Raw genomic sequence first — 21,598 nt, 5'->3', positions numbered from 1 at the left:
TTCCCCTGTGGCAGCGCGTCGCCCCAGCTGCTCGCCGACCAGCTGTCCCCCGTGGCCAGCGACGAAGGCGGCCGCGGCCTCTTCATCTGCGACAAATTGGCCCGGCGTTGGGGCGTCCGCTTCATGGACGGTGGCAAAACCATCTGGACCGAACAGGAGCTGCCCACTACCAGCTCGGCTGCCTGAGGCGGCCCGGTCTCGTATCGCGTACCTCGGCCCGCGCCGACCGGATGGCGGTCATGGCCTTCGGCCCGGACGCGGCGAACCTGTCGATGAGCCGGGAGTCACGCCGGGTCCGTCGCGGTGTGCTCCGTGCAGGCGGTCGAATCCCCGACGCGCACCTGCTCCTGCACTGCAGAGATCCCCTCTGCCATGCCGTTCGCCATCCTGCTCGGACAGGAGTCCCCGGCCGGCGTAAGGAGCCGGCTCAGTCCTGCGGAGCCGCAGCAAGCACCGTGCGGCAGTCCGACCAAGCAGGGTGGCTCAGCAGGGGCCGGAATCGTGTGAACAGAGCGAGGAGTCCGGCTCCCCACTTCTCGCGGAAGACGGAGTCAATCCGGGCAAGGTCGAGTTCGTTGGCGGCGGACAGCTCAGCGAAGTCCCGTCGAAGGTGCGGCTCCGGAGCGTGGAGACGTCCGGTGAACCGATCCCTGAAGGCCCCCTCGGCATCCATGAGCGTCGGGTACGTGGCCCTGCGGTCACACGACGCGTAGAGATACACGATGGCTTCAGCCTCGGCACCGATCACTTCCGCAAGTTCGGCGCGGCTGTCCAGAGACAGCAAGGCGGTGGGGAAGCCGTCGGTGCCGTAGAAAGCGTGGCACAGACCCGCAACCTGGAGGGCGGGACGGGCGCCCCATACAGCGAGTTGGCCCTGGACTCGCTGGAGGTGGGCGACGAGAGTGCCACCCGGATGAGCGATGTCGGCAGCACCGAGCTTGCGCAGTAACACGATGGCCTGGTCGGCAGGGGCAGGAGAAGCAGGCACAGGGCATTGTCCTTCTGGCTCACGAGGTCGGCACCCGCCCGCGCCTTCGCCTGTGGTCCGGACCCGTGAAAGCACCGGACGGGTTGTCACCTGGGTCCTGCGCTTATCATCGTGGACCCCAATAACCCCGGTCAATCCTAGGGATTTCTGAGCAATACCCAAGCTGTAGCTCGGGGTTATGGCTTTGGAGCACCTGCGGGTCTTCGCGGCCGGCCGTGCGCTACCCGGGGGACTGCTGGCCGTAGCTCTCCTCCGTGCAGAACGTACGGGCTTCCCGAGCTCGACTCGGGCGAGAGCGGCATCCCGTTGACGGACGGCCCCGTCACTCGTACAGCAGTGCCGTACCGCAACCCCAGCAACCGGCCCCGTCCGGTATCTCCCTTGAGGGGCCTCGCCTCGTACCGCCGGTATGGCCGTCGTTGACCGTTCCATCCAGAGCTGCGGATCAGATGCTCCTCCGCACCTCCGCCGCAGGCCACCGCAGTCCACCGCAGTCCACCGCTATCCAACCAAATGCCGCGACCTCTACTCGTGACCTTTGTCCCGGCCATCTTCGAAGACGAGGAGCGGTTTGGCGCCATGAGCGGGTGTTTCCGCGAACGAGACGGCTTCAGCGAAGCGTTCGAGCGGGAACGGCCGGCCTTGAGGGATGCTCAGCACTTCATCAGCGACGAGGCTGCGCACCTCGGACAGCGCGCGCAGCGCATCCGTAGGTGAGGCAGTGCCGAACCAGCGGTTCAGCCAGAAGCCACGGACCACTTTGGTCTCGTAGATGACCGAGCGCGCCAGCAGCGGAATCGTGAGCGCCGCCGGGGCAGTCTGCCGATGGGTGGAGAGCGCGCCGTAGACCACGAGCTCTCCTCCCGGAGCCAATGCCTGGGACACCTGGGCACCTATTTCTCCCGCGACACAGTCGATGGCCTTGCGCACGCCAGCCGGTCCTGCAATCTCGGTCACACGCTGCAACAGGTCCTCGTCCTCAGTGCATATGACCTCGTCGCCACCAAACGCCTTGATCTCCTCAACGGCATCGCGCCGCCGCACCACATTGATCGTGCGAATACCCAGATGTCTGGCCAGCTGAATGACGAGTCGGCCGACGGTGGAGCCCGCCGCCGTCTGCAACAACCACTCTCCCGGCTGTACGTCGAGTTCGCGGGTCACCAGGAGCAGCGCGGTCAACGGATTGACAGCGAGTTGACAGGCGCTGGAGTCGCTCAGACGATCGGGGACCGGCAGAAGCCTATGCATATCGGCAACAAGGTATTCCTGCCAGGTGCCGGCCACACGCGGCCCGGGTATCGCCGGGACAGCAACAGCCACCACACGCTCGCCGATCTTCAGTCCCTCGGTATCCGGACCCAGGGCCTCAATACGGCCCACGCATTCCATGTGACCCCCGACCGTGGGGAACTCGGGGGAGAAACCGTAGCGACCACGCAACACATGCAGATCGCTGGCGTGAATCGGAGTCGCCTTCACACGGATCAACGCCTGGCCGGCTTCTGGCGTGGGAACAGGCCGGGATTCCAGCCGAAGGACGTCGTTCGGCTCGCCAACCTCTCCGGCTACGAGTGCGCGCATGGATTGCGGCATGAGCGACCTTTTCTCTCAGCACCCGACGAACTCGGCGGACGTTCTGGGCCGGAACGACGCAACCTCCGGGGAGTCTCGACGCCCTATGTACAGCTCGCCTCGCCTGATCGATCGCCAGGTGTCACCCTCCACTCCTCCCCAGCTTGCGCTCCTACGCGAGCGCTGTCATGTCGTACGCAGACTTGCCCTCGACGCGAGGCTCGCGACGTCATAAGGGAGCTGCACCAACGCGCCGGGCTTTGTCACGGAGCGCCTCGGCGGGGCGTGCGTGTGGTCCGCTCCTCGGCGCGCGAGCAACCAACCCGACGCTTCTCCGTTCAGCGCGGATATGAGGGCCGTGGGCAAACAGGGGGACTGGGAAAGTCGTACCGAGGCCAAGGTGCCTGCGTCCGCTGAGATCACGGAGCGGCTCGGTATCGCCAAGGGCCTTTTGCGCGTCCGCACTGTCTACGAGTTCCTCGCCGACGGCACAGCCCGGATGGCCCAGGGCCGAGCGCTTCCGCTGATCAACCAGACACACCGAGCATCAGAGCGCCCCGCTGCGGGAGGAGAGGGCTGCCCTATGCCCGACTGAACGTCAGCGGAGGCTGTCGGGCCGCCCTGGCAGGGGCTTGGCCGCCCCCGTCCCGGCTTGCGACGACTCTTGTCCAGCCACACCCTGTCCATGACGCCTCTTGTGTTCGCTCCGCTTTGGCCCAGACACATGATTCCGACGGCGTTGTCGAAGCTGCCCCTTGGGGAACACGTAGCTGCGCGACTCGACGACGGGAGGCGGTGACACACAGGTGGACGACGGTTCGCGTCGTTCGCAGCGGCAGCAGCCGGGCGGGCCCGGCTCGCGCCCCCGCTCCGGTCGCGGTGGGCGACGGCGGCGGTATGTCGTGCTGGGAAGCCGGCCCGCCCGCAGGGCGGAGGCACGTACGGCTGGGACGGCGGTGCGGCGCGCCGGGGACCACGACGGCGCGGCTGTGAACCGCGGGCTGCGCGTGGCGGCGGCGTACGCATGGCGGCTGCTGCTGCTCGGGGTTGCCGTGTACGCGGTTTTCACGATCCTGGGGCGATTGCAGCTGGTCGGTGTGGCGCTGTTCCTCGCGCTGGTCATGACTTCGGTGCTGCGTCCGCTCGCCGATCTGCTGGCGCGGCGTCTGCCGAGGGCCGCGGCAGTTGCGTTGAGCGTGGTCGGGAGCCTGATCGTCGTGCTGGGGCTGCTGGGGCTGGTCGGCGGACTGATCGCGAAGGAATCGACACAGCTGGGGCAGGAATTCTCCGGGGGCGTCGGGCGGATCCAACGGTGGCTGGAGGGCGCACCCTTCCACGTGAACCACGCAGTGCTCTCGGATCTGCAGGGCAAGGTGTCCACGTTCGTCTCGCAGCACCGTTCGGAACTCATCAGCAGAGCGCTCAGCGGCGCCGGGCGGCTGGTGGAAGGCCTCACCGCAGCTGCGCTTGCCCTGTTCTGTTCCTTCTTCTTCATGCATTCCGGGGACAAGTACTGGTACTGGTTCCAGGATCTGTTGCCGGAGGGCGCTCGGGACACCTGGGGCCGCGCGGGACGAACGGCGTGGCGCACCTTCGCCGGGTACACGCGGGGCATCATCATCGTGGCCGCATCCAACGCCGTATTGGTCGGGATCGCCCTGTTCGCGCTGCGCGTGCCGCTGGCCCTGCCGCTGATGCTGCTGGAGTTCTTCGCCGCCTTCATCCCGCTGGTGGGCTCCCCCATCGCGCTGGCCGTGGCCACGGTCGTCGCCCTGGCCACGCGGGGCCCGGTCATCGCAATCGTGGTGCTCGCCCTGATCGTGGTCGTCGGCCAGATCGAAGGCCACGTATTGCATCCACTGGTGCTGGGCTGGGCCGTGCGGCTGCACCCCGTGGTGGTAGCTCTCTCCGTTATCGCCGGAAGCATCCTGGCCGGAGTGATCGGCGCGGTCGTGTCCGTTCCCATGGTGTCGGTCGCCTGGTCCGTGCTCAGCGAGCTCCGCATGCCGCGTACCCGGCCCGAGCCGGACCACCCCGGACGCTCGCCGGACTGACACGCTGAGGGCCGAAGGGCCCAGGGTTGCCGGGCGCCAACTGCACGTCGGCCCGGTCCCGCTCAGCCTTGCCCCGTCCCGCTCGTCACCACCCCGCGTACGCTGCGCGCTGCACACGACACCGGCCGGCGTCTCCCCCTCGCAGAAACGATGGCGTGGGCAGACACCGGCCGGTATTTGTGCAGGGCAGTCACATGGGGTCGACGCCCCCGCGGCCCGGCTCGCTCTCCTTCTTGCTCTGCTCCTCGATCCGGCGGGCCTTGTCCTTCAGCCGCTGACGCTCCGCCGGGTCAGAGGCACGCTCCGCGGCCTGCTCGATCTTCTGCACCTGGGCACGCATCTGCTGGGCACGGTCGCCGGATTCGCCTGCAACGCTCATGATCACTCCTGGGATCGGGGGGAGAGCGGATGCCACCAGCGAATCAGCGCCCCCATCACCGCGCACCTCGAACGGTCACCCACCGCTATCCCCGCAGCGGAGGCCAGGTGCGCAGGAGGTCACCCGGCCGACGGACAGCACACTTCTCACCGCAGGGGGCGGCGTGGGTGGCGTCGCAGACACATGCCCAAGTCGCGGCACACCCCGAGCACTACGTGATGGGTGCCGATGCCATCGGAGCGCGCGTGGTGGAGAACATCGACCCCCACGTCTGCTCCATTTACATGGGCGGCTGAGGAACGGACGCGATGGCCTGGGCCGCGGAGGCGGAACCGGTGGTGCTGATCGTGTATGTGGCCGCAGCGAGAACATTTCAGGCGGCCGCGGTTGGTAGGCCCCATCAGGCGAGTCGGGCCGGCGGGCACTGCCCATCGGTTATGCGACACCCGCTTTAGCAGTTCGACCGAGCGGCTCTCGTTCGGCCCTCGACGTACCGGTATGGCGTGTGTGACCGCTCAAGGTCGCCTGCGTCCACCGTCGTTGATGTCAGCCGTTGATGTCAGCCTGGGAAGCTCAGGTGTTCTCGGACGGGTTGCCCGGTTGAGTCCCGTCGTCGGTCGGCTTGATCAGGCCGGGCCGAGTACCTCATCGGCGCTGCGGGGCTCCGTGCGCGGCTGTTTGTTGAGCTTGTGGCGCGCGATGGAGGATTGCCGGTAGACCTCCTTGCGGGCTCGCATGATGTTGCCCAGAGGCGCGTGCTCGGCGGTGACCCGCCAGGGCGTGAAGGACAGCGCGTCCATCTTCTCCAGGTTTTCCGGGCTGGAGATGTCCTGCTGCGGCAGCCGCAGCTTGGCCACGGTGACGGGCGGCGAGAGTTGCTCGGGCCACTCCACGGTGGTGTCCTCCACCGGCATCCGCTCCAGGTCGGTGCAGAGCTGAACCTGGATGTCGAAGGCGTAGGGCCGCTCCTGCAGCTCGGCCACCAGGGCCGGTCGGAAGACCTCCGCCGCCGAGGTCGGGTCGATGTCGCGCCGGACGACCGCAGCGGCGAAGGACGGATCGGGGGTGATGCGCACCTTGGCGATGTAGTCCCCGTGCCGGACCGCGCCCATCGTCCAGTAGCTCGACAGCAGCAGGTTCGCCGGCGGGGTCTTCGACAGGCGCAGGAAGGCCAGGAATTCGTCCCACGCCCAGTTGTCCTGGTCCAGCGTTCCCTTTCCGGTCACGAACTCGGTGAAGAAACGGTGCACGCCGGGTCGGCCCTGGGAGAAGTAGGCCGGCGCGTTCAGGAACAATTCCTGGATGAACAGGTAGTGCTCGACCGTGTTGCAGAAGAAGATCGGTCCATTGATGTTGGCGTAGTCGAAGGTGCCCGTGTCCGGTTCGTCTTCCAGCAGGGTCGGGCCGGGGATGTCGAAGATCTTCAGTGCCAGTCCGGTGGCGGCACCCAAGCGCGCGTCGGCTCCGGCGTGAGGCGAGCCGTTGGAGAAGCGGATGAGCGCATCGTGGGTTCCCGGAGTCGCGTAGATGCCTTGGGCGTACTCGGGGGGAAGCCCGCCCAGGATCTCCACTTCCCCGCGGACCAGCCCGTAGCCCTTGGCATGGGCGTCGCGGAGGGCCCGGCCGGTGCCACCGGCCGTGACCGACTCGGTGATGTAGGCCTCGGTCTTTTCGATCACCGTCTGCATGTTGCGGTCGAAGTGCGGGTCGTCGTCTTCGACGTCCGGCGTGTAGGGGACGAACTGTGCTGCCATGACGTCGACCTCTCCTCGGAGACCGTGTTGGGACCTCAGGAGGCAGGAATTGCCCTCAGTCCTCCAGTTCGGCAAGCCAGCGCAAGGCGCGCAGACCCGGCACGAAGCAGTACTCACCGCCCCGGGTGACCACGAAGCTGGGCAGGTTCTTCAGGCGGCGCCGGACCGGCTTCTCCGGGATGGTGACGCTGCCGGTTCCGCCGTGGTGCCCAGCCACCGGGTCCTTCTCGCCGGGATAGCCGATGAAGTTGCCGTCGTTGACCCACTCGGCCTTGATGAACTCGAACTGCCGTTCCAGATGGGCTCCTAGAAAGACCCCGACCAGGCCGCGGTCGGCGCCGTCGTCCTCCAGTACGCCGTCCGGCAGTGGCGGGCCGTAGGTGGTGCCGCGGCGGATGAGGCGGTGCATCCGTGCGTCGCCGATGATGGTGGAATCTCGGGGGTTGGTGCGCCGGATGTGCGCACCGGCGGGGCACCGGAGGCCGCGATCGTCGTTCTCCCGGTACAGGAAGTTGTTGACGCGGTGCGGATCGGCCGCCAGCTCCGGGTCGTCGTGCTCCGGCGTCAGCGTCAGCGGCGCCCCGCTGGGCCAGCGCCCCACCATCTTCGCCGCCAGGAGCGCCTCCTCCTCGGCGCTGGAGGTGTTCGCGCGCAGGTACTGCCGCCAGGCCGCCACGTTGGTGTGGACCTTGCGCACGGCCGCGTAGGTCCCGTTGCGCCCCAGCACATCGGGGCTGGGCATGGGCGGCAGATTGCCCGTTTCATCGGGGTAGCCGAGGATGAACTCGCCGGCCTTGATGGGAATTTCCTGCGGGTTGGAGCCGGGCAGTCCGACGCCCTCGATGTTCGGATGGCTGATGCCGTCGCGGAAGCCGAAGGTGGTGCGCCCGGTCGGGAGCTGGTGGACCTCCTGCTGCCAGATCACCTGGACACCGGGCGTGTCCTCGTAGGCGACACGGGCCCGCTCCAGTTCCTTGTCCAACTGCGCCGCATCGGAGGACAGGGCGCTCAACGCGATGTGGACATCGCCCGTTCCAAACGGCGCCTCCCAGTGGGCCGCGGCACTCTCGCCCACGTCACCGATCAGCTCCGCCCGAGCGGCCATCCCCTCACGAAACGCCCGCGGAAAGCTGTCCAGCGACTCCTGGGGCACCCCCAGGGCCCTCAGTCCCTGGTAGGTGAACGCCACAGCCACCCAGGCATCCCGGCTCGGGTCCACGCTGGGCAGGCCACCCGCGGTCACCGGGAGCAGCCGCCGCAGCAGGGCACGCCCGGCGTGGCGGTCATCGACGCGCAGGAAGATGAACTTCCCCTCGTACGGCACCGGCCGTGGACGCAGTGCCCCGCTTTGGACGTCGTCGATCTCGACGCGCACGCTGGCTGCGCTGCTACTTGCCGCCGTGTTCATGCTCGCTTGTGCCTCCATATCGGCCTCTGCCTGGGCAGCCCTGTGAGGACCGACCCGCGTCCGCTGAGGCGGTCCACAGATGTGGGGTCGGCTCCGAGGACTGGTTGTGTTCGGGTTCTAGGCCGAGGCTTCCTCCAGCAGCTTCTGGAAGGCCGGCGTGCCCACCAGCGCCGCGTTGGCCGGGTTGTCCAGCATCGCCCGGAATTCGGCGGTGTCCAGCACCGCCTGGAACGCGTCGTCCACGCGCTGGTCCTTGTAGATCTGCTGAACGGTCAGATCGGGATAGGCGCTGACGAAGACACCCGCGGGCTCCTGCTGTGCGACGAACCAGTCCTTCGCCCCTGGGTCAGTGACGCCGGGGAATCCTTCGCAGTGCGAGAAGACCTTGTCGAAGCGGGCCCCGACCACCGTCTGGGCGAAGTCGTCGATGTACGTGTCCCAGGAGCCGTCGAAGACACTCGCGAACATGAACCGGCTGTCGTTGTCGAAGATCACGTGCCGTGCGTCATGCAAGGTGCCGATCTGGCGTACCGCCGCATGGACGTTCTCGTCAGCCGCCGCGTCGGCCATCGCGGCGAGATCCTCACGCAACGCATCGGCATGGCCCGGCTTGATCTTGGTGAAGACGGTGAACTCGCTGCAGACCCCGTCCGACCTGCCCGGGCGCTCGGGGTGAGCCGATTGGGTTGCACCTGTCGTCGCAGTCATCGTGAGATTCTCCTGCCACGGATCGGTCCGAGGGTCGCCAAGCGTCCGGACATGAGGCGCCATCGCCCCCACTCCTTAAGCGTGACTGAACCTGCGCCGCCGTGCATCTCCGGCCCAGGGTGATGTGGTCACCTGTGGGCAGATTCTTGGGAGGCCCCGGCGCTACGAGGCCCAGCCTGATCACTTCACGATTCCTCCCCGCAATGGCCGGCTACGGTCCGTGCCCGATGGACCGTAGGGACGTGCCTCGTCCGTCAGGGTGCCGAGAAAGAAGGCCGCCCCGGGTGACGACTTGCCGTCCAGTTCCGAGAAGGCCGCGATGCGGGTGGCCGGCAGCCAAGGACAGGGTCCCCGGGTCCTGCGGATCTCCCGAGGACAGATCCGGAAAGGCGCAGGAAAATGGAACTGGGGCGTGCCGAGTACGTCGTCGTCACGTTCTCGGGCAGCGCTTCCGCGTGGCCGTGAAAGACAGCGGCGCGGCCGACCGCGCAACAACCCGCCGCTCCGCCCGGGCGCCGCCCCCGCTGCACCATGAGCGGGTCTGAGCGACGAGGCGCTCAGCATCTGAAACGTCTGGGAAAGGTACCGGACAGGTGCTGACCGCCATGGAGTTCGCCGTTCAGAACGGCAGCTTCCGGAGAGACAGCGCCCCACGGCCCAGGGCCCGTCCGTAAATCCTGGGCACGTCCACGACAGTCCGAAGGCTGCCCGCGCAGGCCATCGGGGCACCCACCAAGCGTTGCTCAACCGGATCGCCGTTCTGATCCCCTTCTGGAGGCAACCATGGGCGCAGTTCTCGGTGACGTGCTGGGTTTTGCGGCCGCCGTCGCGATCAGCCCGCTCCCGATCATCGCCATCATCCTCATACTCGCCACACCTCGGGGACGTCTCAACGGCCCCCTCTTCACCGTCGGCTGGATCCTGGGACTCTCGGCACTGGGCGCGGTAATGCTGGCAATCGCTTCCCCCGCAGGGGCCTCCGCCCACAATCACCCGGCCACCTGGGTGGGAGCGCTCAAGCTCGCTCTGGGCGTACTCCTCGTCCTCTTCGGCGCCCGGCAATGGCACCGGCGCCCGAAGGATCCCTCACAGGCCCAGCTGCCGAAGTGGATGGGGGCGATCGACCGCCTCACGCCGGTCAAGGTCTTCGGACTCGGACTGGGCCTGGCCGCGCTCAACGCCAAGAACGCCCCGCTGACCATCGCCGCGGCCGCCTCCATCGGCTCAGCCGGGCTGCCGGTCGGGCAGCAGATCGCATCGCTGGCCGTCTTCGTCCTGATCGCCACCCTCGGCCTGCTGGCCCCACTGGGAGTCTTCCTGCTCGGGGGAGAGCGAGCGAAGACCACACTCGGCAACTGGAAAGACTGGGCAGCTCAGCACAACGTCGCCGTGATGGCGGTCCTGTTCCTCGTCCTCGGGCTGAAACTGCTCGGTGACGGCATCGGCATCCTCACCCACTGACGGGTTTGCCCACGCGTTGTGCGCCGCGACGGTGGTGACGAACGCGTGGACGCCGCTGTGCCCCTCAACTGAATGTGGCTGACGCTGACCGTTCGATCTGGCACGTATCCGGCACGCGCAGCAGATCTACCCCAGGCGGAGTTCGCGGTGGAGACGCCCTCAGAGCCAGCAGGTGTGCGCAACCAGGGAGCAGAGGTGCGTCAGTAGCCGGTGCCGCGCTTGACCTGGGCCCGCTCGATCTCATGGGTCGCACCCTTGTCGTCCAACGTGCGACACGCGTCGTCAATGTCCTGGCTCAGGCGATCGATCTGCTCGCGGCTCAGGGTCTCCTTGACCAGGGCACGCATGATCTTCACCCCCTCCGCGTTGGGCGGGAGCGTGTACGCCGGCACCATCCAGCCGCGCTCGGCCGCGAGTTGCCAGGCGACGTCGGACTCGTCGTAGGCGTGCTTGCCGGCGAGACGGAAGGCCACCAGCGGCAGCTGCTCGAGGTCGCTCCCGATCACTTCGAATCGGCCGCTGCTGCGCAGGTTGTCCGCCAGCGCGTGGGCGTTCTCCTGCAACATCTTCATGACGTAGGTGTAGCCCTGGCGACCGAGCCGGACGAAGTTGTAGTACTGCGCGAGCATCATCGACGCGCCGGTGGAGAAGTTCAGGGTGAACGTAGCGTCGGTCTTGCCCAAGTAGTTCTCGTGGAACACGAGATCCATGGGCAGGTCGGACTCCTCCCGGAAGACCAGCCAGCCGATGCCGGGGTAGACCAGGCCGTACTTGTGTCCCGAGACGTTGATCGAACGGACCTGCTCGAGCCGGAAGTCCCACTTCGAGTCCGGGTAGAGGAAGGGCCACACGAATGCGCCACTGGCTCCGTCGACGTGGATCGGGATGTCGAGGTCCCGCTCCTTGCGGACGTCCCGCAGGAGCTTGTCGATCCCGACGACGTCGTCCTTGTGGCCGGTGAACGTGGTGCCGAGGACGGCCACGACGCCGATCGTGTTCTCGTCGAGGAGAGGCTCCACGTCTTCCGGGCCGATCGTGTACTTGCCCTCGGCGAGCGGCACGATCCGCGGCTCGACGTCGAAGTAGCGGCAGAACTTCTCCCACACGACGTGGACGTCCCCGCCGAAGATCAAGTTGGGTCGGTCGACCGACAGATTGGCCGCCTGGCGGCGCTTCCGCCACTTCCACTTCAGCGACAGCGCCCCGAGCATGATCGCCTCGGACGAGCCCTGCGTCCGACAACCGGTGGTCCTGCCCGGCGCGTTGAAGAGGTCGGCGAGCATGCGCACGCAACGCTGCTCGATCTCGGCGGAAATCGGGTACTCCGCATGGTCGATGAAATTGCGGTGGAGATTCTCGGCGATGATCCGCTGCGCCTCCGGCTCCATCCACGTGGTGACAAACGTGGCGAGATTACGCTGCGGGTCACCCTCCATGGCGAGGTCCACATCCAGCAGTCTCATCGCGTCCGTCGCAGCCATCCCCTCCTCGGGGAAGGTCTCCGAGGGAGCGGGCACGGTCAGGAATCGGTTGCCGAACAGGGTCGCATTGTCACCCTTAGTCATATGACGATTCAAACAGCGCCGGTGCAGCCCCGGCGGGGGACACGCCGAGACAAAGAGCGAGGCCCCGAACTGGCTGCGGCCCTGCGCGCATGGAACAGCCCTTTCTTCGGGGAAAAGCGCCGACCAGCCTCCCAAAGGTCGTGGGCTCGTCTGACCCCACACCGACCCACCCAACTCCCCTCCCGTCTGCCGGAAGAGCACGTCCTGGCGTGGGTCGGTGATTCAATCGTCGCTTCTCCTGCTGCCACAGAGGTCGTTCACACAACTTGTGAGATCTTGTACGCGATTCCGCCTTCGATCAGATACCCCGAGCCCACGCAGACGACGTCGTTCAGCCATGCGTATCGCTTCGCCCCCGTTTCGAAGAGGGGGTTTGTCCGGAAGTAATAGCGGGCGGGGTCGACTCGGTGCCTCGTGGCGGGATCGGCCATGTCGGCCCGCAGTTCGGGTGGGGTGACCCAGCGGCCGCCGTAGGCCATGTGCAGCAGGTCGCCGTCGTACGTCCGCAATGTCAGCCGGACGTCAAGCGTCATCACACCGTCGGGGCGGAACAACGTCCAGTCCCCACCCCCGGGGAGCACCTCTCCGCGTAGCCTCGGCCCCTCGAACGTCCCTCCGGCGGAGCCGAAGAGGACCCGTCGGCCCAACGGGCCGGGGCCGATGTCCAGCCGCGGGTCCAAGTCCACGGCCATGTCGAAGAGATGCGTCGTCTTGATCTCGTCGATGTCTTTCAGCCGAGCGTCTGCTGCCATGTCCCTTCACCTTTGAATTGGTTCGATCCCAGGAGTGGAGGGCGCGAACGCGGCTGCTCCGAACAGCTTTCGCCTGACCGCGTCCGTCGAGACGCCTGACTGTGCACAGAGCTCCGACAGATCGAAGAAGAATCGCTCGCCTGCGATCAGGCCGTCCTTGAAGGCGAACTGAATGAACACCGGCAACTCGGCTCGTCTGCCGTTGGGGTGCACGCCGAACCGGTCACCCGTCATCGTCATCTTCACCGTCCCCCAGCAGACCAGTGCGTCGCCGTCGGCAGCGTGGCCTTCGAGAGCGACCTGGTAGTCAGGGAAGGACGCGAAGAACCCGGTCAGCGCCCTTTCGTTCGCGGCCCGGCCTTGAGCCCTCGTCCCGAAAGCCGGAGCGTCCAGGACCATGTCCCGGTGGAAGAGCTCCATAGCTGCGGGCACGTCCTGCCGGCTCTTTGCGGTGGCCAACGCCTGCGCCAGCTCAGACATTCGACGGCTGTCCAAGTCGCACACACCTCCTGATTGTCCGTCTCAGAAAGTAAACGTACGATCGGTCGTACGTTATTGGCAAGAGGAATCCGGCAGGATGGGCGATGAGCGAGGTGGAGCAGCGGGACGTTGTCCGTTCCGCCGACGGTGGTGACGTGGTGACGCCGGATCCGCACATGCCAGTTCCGCACCCAGGGCCGGGACGGCCTGCGGCAGCACCAGCCTTCCGGAGCGGCCCGTAGCCTCGTAAGGCCCAGGTGAGCACTCACCGTGGACAGCCGGACGGCAGCGGTCCGCGCCCAAGCGGCACAACCCACCCATGACGTGGCCCTCTCGCCCCAACACCTGGACGCACTCGCGGAGTTCAGGTCCACAGGCCGTGCCGGCAGGGCGCCCGTGGTGCAGCTGATCACGGCCCCTTGCACGTGCGGCCCTTGCGACCGGCGGGGTCAGGAGTCGGCGGGCCGGGTTCTCAGTCCGTCGAGGATGAGGTCCAGGATGCGGGCGGCGCCGGCCTCGCAGTCCTCGCAGTCCTCGCCGGGCGGGATACGCCGCAGGACGCGGAGCTGAAGGAGTACGTCCTGCGGGTCGGTGCCCGGTTTGAGGTCGCCGGAGGCGCTGCCGGCGTCGAGGAGGACGGCGATGGCTCCGAGGAAGGGTTCATAGTTCTTGTCGTCGAGGCCCCCGTTGGTCGCCGCGTGGATGACCTCGGAGACGCCGTACTTGAGTCTCCCGTATCGGGCGACTTCCTCGAACCAGCGCCGCAGGGCATCGAGAGGGGGCAGATCGGCCGCGAGGGTGTGGGCGAGGCGCAAACAGCCGGGGCCTCCCGCCCCGCAAACGCGGCCGCCCCGCCGGGCCGACCCGCCTCATGACGAACGTGGGCGTCCTGCTGGAGACCGTCGCACTCGTGACGGAGATCGGCGAGGCCACCGGTCTGGAACCGCAGCACGTCGACGACGCGGCGACCGCCCACTACTCGGCCCGTCTACGGCGCACCGGCACAAGTCGCCAAAGGCATCCGCGGAATCCCCCCAGAAGCGGCCCCGGGCATCCTGAACGCCCCACCCCGAGCGGCCCCATGGCGATACCCACGGGGCCGCTGACGCGCCGACCCTAGACTCACTTTGGCTGGACCCGACATGGGTTCGGCGGCAATCCGTGATCACGGTGCGTGCGACCGCCGAATCGCCAGAACAGTCGTCGCGGCTGCAAGACGAACAGCGGGCCCAAAGCGGGCGTCCGGGCTCAGTCCCCGGGGGCGGTGGTCGGTTCGATGACGACGATCGGGATCTCGCGGTCCGTCTTCGCCTGGTACTCGTCGTACGCGGGCCAGTGCTTGACCATCAGCGGCCAGTAAGCGGCCCGCTCCTCGGCGGTCGCGGTACGGGCCGTGCCCTGCAGGATGATGGGCCCGACCTGGATCCGCACCTCGGGGTGCTCCTGCAGGTTGCGGTACCAGAGCGGGTGCGCGGGGTCACCGCCCTTGGACGCAACGATCAGGTAAGCGCCGTCCGCCTCACCGTAGATGAGCGGCGTACGCACGGGATCACCCGACTTGCGACCGATGGTGGTCAGCAGCAAGGTTTGAGTGCCGTTCCAGTACTGGCCCTCGGCCCCGTTGGCCACGTACTGCTTGACGTGGTCCAGCTGCCAGGTGCCCGGCTTGGGGTCGGTCGGGTGGTCCCAGTCGATAGTGGTCACGGGGAAACTCCCTGCCTTCAATGGTGAACGGTCATCGAACATCGACAACGAGCAGCAACACCCCGGGGCACGGTTCATATGTCCGAACGGTGGGCGCGCAGGGGGCCTGTTACCTCGGCCCGGGGCGCCGGGAGCAGGGGATGGGCGGCTTTGGGGCGCACCTTGGCCGGCCGGACGGGGCAGGAGGACCAGCTCGGCGCGCTCGGGCTCGTGCTGAATACCGCCGTGCTGTGGACGACCCCTTACCTGGACGCCGCCGTCGAGGAGTTGCGGGCGCTGCCGGCCGAGGAGCACGAGCACGACGTCCTGGACGAGGACGAGCACTGCAGGTAGATGCGGCTGGTGTGCGGGCCCCGGGGAATCGTGCCGGCGAGACGAGTCTCGCATGACGCCGGGTTGGCGCCGGGGACGCCCATGAACCCGGACTTTCCGAGGCTCGTTGGCAGCGCGAATCCAGCGTGGATGCGCGTCGGCGAGGGACGGCCGTTATTCCAGCCACATCCCGTCGCGCATGATGACTCTCCCGCGTAGTTCCGGCTCGCCGCGCCAAGCGCGCACCGTCCTCGGGACCACTCGTACATACAGAAAGGAACCCTCTTCCCCGCGTGGATCCCACCCGAACTTGTCGGCGAATGACTCCGCTGCGCCTACGGGCACGTCTTGGTCCGGGAAGCACTCCGCCTCACCTTGGAGGAGCACCACATCGAAGGTGTCCGGTAGTGACAGGCGCACGCGCGGTTCCTTGCGGACGTTCCGCGCAGTCACGGAAGTGGCGCTGGTGCACATCCACACTGCTCCCCCATCCCACAAGAACCACAGCGGCACCTGGTGCGGCCCGTGATCAGGGTGAGCCGTCGACACCCATACGTCCCGCTCGGTAACGAGCCGCTCCAGAGCGTCGCGCATACGCTCCGCCGTCTGCCGGCGAACGATTCCTGTGGTCTCCATGAGGACCGACCCTAGCCAAGCAGGCGCGAAGCGCGCCTGAGGCGCAGGACCTACTCCCAGCGACCGATGAACCCCTCAGCCTTTGGCTCGGGGTGACCAACTCCACTCGCCATCTGGAACCTGCGACCTTGATCAGGGTGGCCAGGGATGCCGACGTGGTGGAGTGACGGCGATAATAGGCGAGTTCATCGGTGGTGTGGTTGCGACTGACCAGGAGCTGGTGGTGACCCAGTGTCACCTCGACGAGGTCGATGACGGCCCAGTCGCAGAACCGCTGTCCCTGCGCGCCGCGTCCGGCCGAAAGCTTCTGCCAGGCCGGCGAGTGAGTCTACGGCGGCACCGAGCAATGCGGTGAGTCCAGCATCCATGGTCCCATTCGGCCTACGGGAGAACTGAGTCGGGCCTCCCGGGCCGCCATTCGGCGATCGGTACCGAACGCTTTCCGGACGCGCCTCTCGCTCGGCATGACCGGCGTCAGGCGCAGGCCGGTCTGACATCCACGAGGGACATCAACGGCGCCGGACGGCAGCACACTTGTAGGTCGCTGTGGGGACCGAGCCGCCGCCGACAGCTACGGCCGGGGCGTACGTCGATCGAACTCCCGAAGCGAGTCTCGACCGCTCACCCGTGCTGGGAGAGCGCCGGACCGGTCAAGATCTCTAGCCACGCGCCTACCGCACGCGTGACGAACCAGCCCTCAGCGAGAAGGATGACCGCCACGAATAGGACGGTTCCGCATGGTCGTCGGTCACGTGGTCGTGGTCCCTATGGTGGCGATTCGTCGCAACGGCCCCGGCGCATTCGCTCCGCCAGGGCCGCCCTTCCGGATCGTCGCACGTGAGAGTGCTCGATCCAGTTTCAATTGTACGGCTGCGGGCCGCATGGGCCGGGGCCCGCGAGCGGGCCGGCCCCGTCCCCTCTCGTTCTTGTGTGCAAGCGGGGCCGTGCAGGCCGTAAGTGCCGGGCTGAGCGGTGGACGGGGCGGCCCTCAGGCACTCCGGCTCAGCCGCGCTCTTCTTCTTCGGCCTCCATGCGTCGGATTCCCTGGTGGGTGAGGGAGACCATCGCGGGTGTGTTGCCCGATTCCCAGTCGACTGTGATCAGGCCCTCGCCGGCCAGGTAGGTGCAGGCGGCGGCCAGGTCCTCCTCCGGGATGCGCAGGTCGTCCCGCAGCGCCGCCCCGGGGCTCCGAGGAGACGGTTGCCTTCGGTGGCTTCGTAGAGGGCGGTCAGGACCCGACCGCGGTAGACCTGCCGCTCGCGGAGGGTCGCCATGACCGAGTCCTTTCGTTCATGTGAAGGTCCGATGCTTCTCAGACTTCGTCGCCGTAGGCGCCGGTGCACGTGGACGGTCTGCTGGTGGTGAGCCAGCCGAGGGCCGGTGCTGCGGCGGCTTCGGTGTCAACGGTGAGGTGGAGCCGGGTACCGCCGTCGGGAACGGGGTAGCTGCGCTGTTCCGTACCGGCGAAGGCATGGCGGAGCAATTCGGCGACCGTACGGGCGGCTTCGGGGGTGGCGGCAACGATGCGGATCTCGGCGTGTCCGGCCGAGGGCAGAGCCGCGGTGTCGGTGGGATACACGGTGCCTGCTCCCTTCAGGGGCGAGCGGGGGGCCGGTGTGTGGGTTGTCCCGGGTGCCGGGCGTCCCACCCACGGCCTTCGGTCGGAGGAGTGGTCTGAAGTCAGGGCCAAGCGCCCGTGAGCCCCTGGCTGAGGGCTTGCCCTGTCGACCTGTGGTGGCTGCGGCCGGGTGCCCGGCTGATGGCCGGGAAGGGGTCGCTGAAGTCGTAGGCCGCGATGCGTGCGTCGTGCTGGGCGTTGAGTCGGTGGATCAGGCTCAGGCCGAGCGCGACCAGGAAGGCGCCTGCCGCGAGCGCGATCGGGGTCTCCATGTCGTCATCTCCGCATGTTCCCCGGCAGGGGGATCATCCGCGCGCCCACGACCGGGTGCCGGAGGGGCGGCAGGGCGGACCCGCCGTCATTCTCCCAGGTGTCCTCGCTGCTTCGGGCGTCCCTCATACGGCGGCCGGTCGCGGCTTCGTCGGACATCAGCACACCGGCAGTGAGGACACCGCCGGGGATTGCGGCGGCGGTCAGGAGCCGGGCGGCTGCTGCCGGTTCGGTCCCGGGCGGGATCACCAGCAGGTCGAAGCGGCCGACGGTGTAGGAGAGAAGGATCATCTTGTCGGGATCCAGTTCGGTGAACCAGCCCACGTGCAGCGTGTGCCCGGTGACGGGAACCTTGTGCGGGACGACGGGCCAGCGGGTGGGATTCACCATGGCGCGCGTAATGCGCCCCAAACGCCCTTCCAGTGCTTCGACCAGGGGTGGCAGCTCGGTGGACAGGTCGCGCGAGTAGGGCCACCAGGCACCGTCCAACTGGCCGGCGAGGGTGGTCTTCGGCGTCAGGGAAAAGCGTGTCGGGTGCGGGGGCAGAAGCGCCCGTGCCACTCCGCGTTCGACGGTCGTCGTCATGATGCGGACTCGTCTCCGGGCCGCCCTGCAGGGCGGCCCAGTGTCTTGATCGCCGGAAACGACGTCCGCGTGGGAGCGGGTGTTCGGGTTACTCCCGGTACCTTCAGGGTACTCCGCGCCGCGGTCCGACGAGCCGTTCTGACCAGGTGATTTCCCACCGGGGACACCGCCCGGCTGATGCTCGCGGGCACGATCGCAGGCACGCGGAGTAGCGGGAGACCACGGCGGTATCTCGTCGGACATGAGGATTCGGCGGCCCCGCGCAGGCACGCGGACCACCATGGCTGAATCTGACACCCCCACCCCCGGCAGCTCCTTCCGGACGAGATCCATCGGGCGGTGAAACCCGGCAGGACACCGCTCCGGCTGCAGACGACGCACTCCCGCGAAGGCGTCCTCGACGACGCCTGGTGGCCACGTTCCCGTGATGTCACGGCAGAGCTGCCCGCGGTGACGTCACCGGGCGGGTTCCAAGTACCGGAAACTGCCGCGTTGTTGATGAGTACGTCGAGTGATCCGACTTCCTCCTGGATCAGGCGTGCGGCCGCCTGTACCGAGTCCTCCTCGGCGACGTCGAGCTGAACCGCGCGGGCGCCGATCTCCTGGGCTACATCCTGTCCGCGCTTCAGGTCCCGCGCCCGAGGTGCAACCGCACCGCGGTCTCGGTCAGGTCGAAGTCGTTCGCGATCTGACCGACCGAGCGGTCACCGCGCCGGCACAACTCAACGATCTCGGCCTTGAACTCGGGTCGTGAACGAACGGCGACGGCGTGGCCTCTGCTTCCCCGTGCTCTCCATCACGGACATCCTTCAGGGGCAGAACCCCTGATCTCAGACGTCCGTCAAAGCGGATCAAGCCCCCCTCACCCTTGGAAGGCTTGCAGGTCACACGCGCGACCGACCACCGATCACGACGCCAGTTCCGCCGAGACGGCACACCCGCCGTCCAAGATCAGGCAGGAACTCCGGGAGATCGCTCCCGTGGCCGGACGTACACTCCACACATGGGTCGCACATGTGCAATGAGGGAGTGCCTGTTCCAGGCCACTCATGCCCTGTGTCCGTCCGCCGCACGTGCCCGCGTCAATCTGGTGAACATGCCGGCGGCCTGCTGCCGCGCGCTGCACGGCCACGGTTAGCGATTCCGGGCAGTTCTCGACCCTGATCATTCCGTCTCTCTGTCGGCGGAACCCTTTCCGCGCCGCCGTCTTCTTCTCCTCTGCAACCGCACTGTGGCTGTCCTCGCCACAAACTCTCCTGCTCTGTCACTCCTTGGCGCCCTGGGCGCCACCTGCGCGCCGACCGCCGGACGACCGGCAGCCGGTGCATCTCCGAGAGGACCCCTGTGAAGTTGAGCGAGCTGCTCGCCGGGCACAACCATGAAGTCCTTGCGGGCGATCCGGAGACGAGGATCACCGCGGGCGCGTGCTTCGACGCTCACCGCGCCGCTCCGGGATCCCTCTTCATCGCGGTGCCCGGTCACCGCGAGGGTGGCCTCGAGTCCGTCGGACCGGCTATCGCACGCGGCGCGGTGGCGATCCTCGTCGACTCCGCGGCACCGAAGCTTCCTGCCGCGACCTGGGCGTCGGACGCGGGCGTGTGCGTCGTGGCGGTGGCGGATACGCGCAAAACCGCTGCGGTCGTCGCCTCCCGGTACCACGGCGAGCCCGGACGGCAGATGGACATGGTGGCCGTCACCGGCACCAACGGGAAGACGTCGGTTTCGTACATGGTCGAGTCGGTGCTGAGGATCGCCGAGCGCGCCAAGGTGGGGGTCATCGGGACGGCGGGCAGCCGGATCGGCGACGAGCTGATTCCGATGCCGAGGTCGGTACTGACCACCCCGGAGTCGCCGGACTTCCAGTACCTGCTCGGGTGCATGCGCGACCGCGGTGTCGCCACCGTCGTGCTGGAAGCCACGTCGATGGGTCTGCTGACGCACCGCCTGGACCACTCATTCATCGACGTAGGGGTGTTCACCAACCTGACGCAGGATCACCTGGACGACCACGGCACCATGGAGAACTACCGGGACGCCAAACTGCGCCTGTTCCAGGGGCTGTGCCGGCGTGCGGTGGTCAACGCCGACGATCCGCTCGGAGCGGGCATCGGGGCGATGATGCCCGGCGCGGTCGCCACGTACGGCATCGACGCGGAGGCGGACTACCGGGCGACCGACCTCACCATGGACGCCGTCGGCACCCGCTTCACCCTGCACCACGCCGGCCACAAGTATCCGGCCGCGATCCCCCTTCCCGGACGGTTCTCCGTCTCCAACGCACTGGCCGCTGTCGCCGCCTGCCACCTCGTCGGACACAACCTGGGCGGACTGGTCGACGCACTCGAGCAGATGCCCCCGATCCCGGGAAGGTTCGAACGCTACGAGACCCCGGACGGCACGTCCGTCATCGTGGACTACGCACACTCCCCGGACTCGCTGGAGAAGGTGCTGACCACCATCCGCGGCTTCGCCTCGGGCCGGGTCGTCACCGTCTTCGGCTGTGGCGGGGACCGGGACGTCACCAAGCGCGCCCCGATGGGGGAGATCGCCGGCACCTACTCCGATCTGTGCGTCCTGACCTCGGACAACCCCAGGAACGAAGACCCCCGGGAGATCATGGACCAGATCGTCCCGGGTCTGATGGCAAGCGGCGTCACCTTCGAGCGGTTCGCCGACCGCCGCCGCGCGATCTCCTTCGCCCTGTCTGCCGCCGGGCACGGCGACATCGTCCTGATCGCGGGCAAGGGCAGCGAGCCCTACCAGATCGTCAACGAAGAACTGCTCCCGTTCAGCGACATGGCGACGGTGCGCGAACTCGCCACTCGGTAGAGGCACGGGCCGGCTCGACGCCCGGCAGGCTGCAGCACGCTGTAATCGGCGTCGGCGAGGGGCCAACTTCCGCGCAAGCAAAGAAAGCCCCCGCCCGTTGCAGCGGCCGTCGGCGTGGGGCTCGGTGTCCTGTAGACACACTGCCAGCCGCGACGAGAGGCCCGCACGCGGCTGGTGTGCGGGCCCCCACGCCGTTCGCTGCTCCACAGGCTCGGGGCGCATTGTCCGGGTCGTAGTCCAGCGACGCCCCGGAGAACGGCGGGGTGCCGACATCGAAACCCGCCTGCGCCACGTCCTGCATGAATACGAGCCGAACTACAACTCGCACCACGCTCACCAGGCCATGAAACAGGCAGCACCGCTACGCACCCTCCCCGAAGCGATTGCCGATCCAGGCCGGATCGCCCGCCTCGACAAACCTCGGCACACCGCCTCGGCGGAGTGATCCACGAGTACCGACATACCGCCTGAGATGCACGGATGAGGTTTTCGGCAGGCGCAGGGTCCGAGGCCTGCATGC

The 21,598-nt window shown here is 67.6% G+C and carries 21 protein-coding genes and 5 pseudogenes; 8 read left to right on the top strand and 18 right to left on the bottom strand.

Going from position 1 to position 21,598, the window contains the following annotated elements:
- Nucleotides 1-51: 51 nt before the first annotated feature.
- The gene (locus tag CG723_RS48650; RefSeq protein WP_267893693.1) at nt 52-186 is read left to right on the top strand and encodes a hypothetical protein; all 135 of its coding nucleotides are present in this window, start codon (nt 52-54) and stop codon (nt 184-186) included.
- Between the two features lie 241 nt (nt 187-427).
- Here the strand turns inward: CG723_RS48650 and CG723_RS09125 are convergent, their stop codons facing one another.
- Both CG723_RS09125 and CG723_RS09120 read right to left on the bottom strand, forming a co-directional pair.
- The gene (locus tag CG723_RS09125) at nt 428-988 is read right to left on the bottom strand and encodes a DUF6817 domain-containing protein (protein WP_100592776.1); all 561 of its coding nucleotides are present in this window, start codon (nt 986-988) and stop codon (nt 428-430) included.
- Between the two features lie 525 nt (nt 989-1,513).
- Nucleotides 1,514-2,572, bottom strand: coding sequence for a zinc-dependent alcohol dehydrogenase family protein (locus CG723_RS09120; RefSeq protein ID WP_100593767.1), 1,059 nt, complete (start codon nt 2,570-2,572; stop codon nt 1,514-1,516).
- Between the two features lie 264 nt (nt 2,573-2,836).
- Here CG723_RS09120 and CG723_RS47460 point away from each other — a divergent pair.
- Together CG723_RS47460 and CG723_RS09110 are read left to right on the top strand one after the other, a co-directional pair.
- Nucleotides 2,837-3,053, top strand: a pseudogene (locus tag CG723_RS47460) (GntR family transcriptional regulator); the annotation flags it as partial.
- A 499-nt stretch (nt 3,054-3,552) separates the two neighbouring features.
- The gene (locus tag CG723_RS09110; RefSeq protein WP_324902805.1) at nt 3,553-4,617 is read left to right on the top strand and encodes an AI-2E family transporter; all 1,065 of its coding nucleotides are present in this window, start codon (nt 3,553-3,555) and stop codon (nt 4,615-4,617) included.
- Between the two features lie 190 nt (nt 4,618-4,807).
- Here the strand turns inward: CG723_RS09110 and CG723_RS09105 are convergent, their stop codons facing one another.
- Entirely contained in the window at nt 4,808-4,996 is a 189-nt protein-coding gene (locus CG723_RS09105) for a DUF6381 family protein (protein ID WP_100592774.1), read from the bottom strand.
- 167 nt (nt 4,997-5,163) lie between these two features.
- On the opposite strand from CG723_RS09105, the gene CG723_RS48645 reads away from it, so the two are divergent.
- Nucleotides 5,164-5,292: a hypothetical protein gene (locus CG723_RS48645; protein WP_267893692.1), complete on the top strand. Its 129-nt coding sequence runs from the start codon at nt 5,164-5,166 to the stop codon at nt 5,290-5,292.
- Between the two features lie 330 nt (nt 5,293-5,622).
- Here the strand turns inward: CG723_RS48645 and CG723_RS09100 are convergent, their stop codons facing one another.
- From CG723_RS09100 to CG723_RS09090, 3 genes are all read right to left on the bottom strand, one after another.
- Nucleotides 5,623-6,750 carry a catalase family protein gene (locus CG723_RS09100; RefSeq protein ID WP_100592773.1) on the bottom strand — a complete coding sequence of 376 codons (1,128 nt, stop codon included), beginning with the start codon at nt 6,748-6,750 and terminating at the stop codon, nt 5,623-5,625.
- Nucleotides 6,751-6,805: 55 nt separating this feature from the next.
- Nucleotides 6,806-8,158, bottom strand: a complete 1,353-nt coding sequence (locus CG723_RS09095) for a Dyp-type peroxidase (protein ID WP_234374220.1) — start codon at nt 8,156-8,158, stop codon at nt 6,806-6,808.
- 117 nt (nt 8,159-8,275) lie between these two features.
- The gene (locus CG723_RS09090; protein ID WP_234374302.1) at nt 8,276-8,929 is read right to left on the bottom strand and encodes a hypothetical protein; all 654 of its coding nucleotides are present in this window, start codon (nt 8,927-8,929) and stop codon (nt 8,276-8,278) included.
- Nucleotides 8,930-9,649: 720 nt separating this feature from the next.
- Between CG723_RS09090 and CG723_RS09085 the strand changes: the two genes are divergently transcribed.
- The gene (locus CG723_RS09085) at nt 9,650-10,327 is read left to right on the top strand and encodes a GAP family protein (RefSeq protein WP_100592770.1); all 678 of its coding nucleotides are present in this window, start codon (nt 9,650-9,652) and stop codon (nt 10,325-10,327) included.
- Between the two features lie 200 nt (nt 10,328-10,527).
- Here the strand turns inward: CG723_RS09085 and CG723_RS09080 are convergent, their stop codons facing one another.
- From CG723_RS09080 to CG723_RS09060, 5 genes are all read right to left on the bottom strand, one after another.
- On the bottom strand, nt 10,528-11,892 hold the full coding sequence (locus tag CG723_RS09080) for a glutamate decarboxylase (RefSeq protein ID WP_100592769.1): 1,365 nt from the start codon (nt 11,890-11,892) through the stop codon (nt 10,528-10,530).
- A 257-nt stretch (nt 11,893-12,149) separates the two neighbouring features.
- Nucleotides 12,150-12,644, bottom strand: coding sequence for a DUF3237 domain-containing protein (locus CG723_RS09075; protein WP_100592768.1), 495 nt, complete (start codon nt 12,642-12,644; stop codon nt 12,150-12,152).
- Nucleotides 12,645-12,650: 6 nt separating this feature from the next.
- Nucleotides 12,651-13,148 carry an ester cyclase gene (locus CG723_RS09070; protein ID WP_234374219.1) on the bottom strand — a complete coding sequence of 166 codons (498 nt, stop codon included), beginning with the start codon at nt 13,146-13,148 and terminating at the stop codon, nt 12,651-12,653.
- A gap of 425 nt (nt 13,149-13,573) precedes the next feature.
- On the bottom strand, nt 13,574-13,939 hold the full coding sequence (locus CG723_RS09065; RefSeq protein WP_234374218.1) for an SbtR family transcriptional regulator: 366 nt from the start codon (nt 13,937-13,939) through the stop codon (nt 13,574-13,576).
- Between the two features lie 433 nt (nt 13,940-14,372).
- Entirely contained in the window at nt 14,373-14,828 is a 456-nt protein-coding gene (locus CG723_RS09060) for a nitroreductase family deazaflavin-dependent oxidoreductase (protein WP_234374217.1), read from the bottom strand.
- A 150-nt stretch (nt 14,829-14,978) separates the two neighbouring features.
- Here CG723_RS09060 and CG723_RS46870 point away from each other — a divergent pair, with 150 nt between their 5' ends.
- Complete coding sequence (locus CG723_RS46870) at nt 14,979-15,161, top strand: Tn3 family transposase (RefSeq protein WP_100592765.1); 183 nt, start codon at nt 14,979-14,981, stop codon at nt 15,159-15,161.
- 153 nt (nt 15,162-15,314) lie between these two features.
- Here CG723_RS46870 and CG723_RS09050 read toward each other — a convergent pair whose 3' ends face one another.
- The 6 genes and pseudogenes from CG723_RS09050 to CG723_RS09030 all read right to left on the bottom strand — a co-directional run bounded on the left by CG723_RS09050 (nt 15,315) and on the right by CG723_RS09030 (nt 18,249).
- Complete coding sequence (locus tag CG723_RS09050) at nt 15,315-15,776, bottom strand: pyridoxamine 5'-phosphate oxidase family protein (protein ID WP_100592764.1); 462 nt, start codon at nt 15,774-15,776, stop codon at nt 15,315-15,317.
- A 100-nt stretch (nt 15,777-15,876) separates the two neighbouring features.
- A pseudogene (locus CG723_RS47455) lies at nt 15,877-16,092 on the bottom strand (IS701 family transposase); the annotation flags it as partial.
- A gap of 686 nt (nt 16,093-16,778) precedes the next feature.
- Nucleotides 16,779-17,050: pseudogene (locus tag CG723_RS47450) on the bottom strand (hypothetical protein).
- Between the two features lie 38 nt (nt 17,051-17,088).
- Nucleotides 17,089-17,355, bottom strand: coding sequence for a hypothetical protein (locus CG723_RS09040; protein ID WP_100592763.1), 267 nt, complete (start codon nt 17,353-17,355; stop codon nt 17,089-17,091).
- Between the two features lie 101 nt (nt 17,356-17,456).
- Nucleotides 17,457-17,666 (bottom strand): hypothetical protein, encoded by a 210-nt coding sequence (locus CG723_RS09035; protein WP_100592762.1) that lies wholly within the window; start codon nt 17,664-17,666, stop codon nt 17,457-17,459.
- 4 nt (nt 17,667-17,670) lie between these two features.
- The gene (locus tag CG723_RS09030; protein WP_100592761.1) at nt 17,671-18,249 is read right to left on the bottom strand and encodes a DUF5994 family protein; all 579 of its coding nucleotides are present in this window, start codon (nt 18,247-18,249) and stop codon (nt 17,671-17,673) included.
- A 339-nt stretch (nt 18,250-18,588) separates the two neighbouring features.
- Between CG723_RS09030 and CG723_RS49160 the strand changes: the two are divergent.
- Nucleotides 18,589-18,660, top strand: a pseudogene (locus tag CG723_RS49160) (DUF5994 family protein); the annotation flags it as partial.
- A 74-nt stretch (nt 18,661-18,734) separates the two neighbouring features.
- Here CG723_RS49160 and CG723_RS49155 read toward each other — a convergent pair.
- Nucleotides 18,735-18,878, bottom strand: a pseudogene (locus CG723_RS49155) (SDR family oxidoreductase); the annotation flags it as partial.
- Nucleotides 18,879-19,593: 715 nt separating this feature from the next.
- On the opposite strand from CG723_RS49155, the gene CG723_RS09020 reads away from it, so the two are divergent.
- The gene (locus CG723_RS09020) at nt 19,594-21,078 is read left to right on the top strand and encodes a UDP-N-acetylmuramoyl-L-alanyl-D-glutamate--2,6-diaminopimelate ligase (protein ID WP_100592760.1); all 1,485 of its coding nucleotides are present in this window, start codon (nt 19,594-19,596) and stop codon (nt 21,076-21,078) included.
- Nucleotides 21,079-21,598: the final 520 nt, after the last annotated feature.

Origin of the sequence: Streptomyces sp. CB01635 (assembly GCF_002803065.1) — a bacterium.
GTDB lineage: Bacteria > Actinomycetota > Actinomycetes > Streptomycetales > Streptomycetaceae > Streptomyces.
The sequence above is the reverse complement of the archived record's forward strand: the minus strand, read 5'-3'. Positions and strand labels throughout refer to the sequence as shown.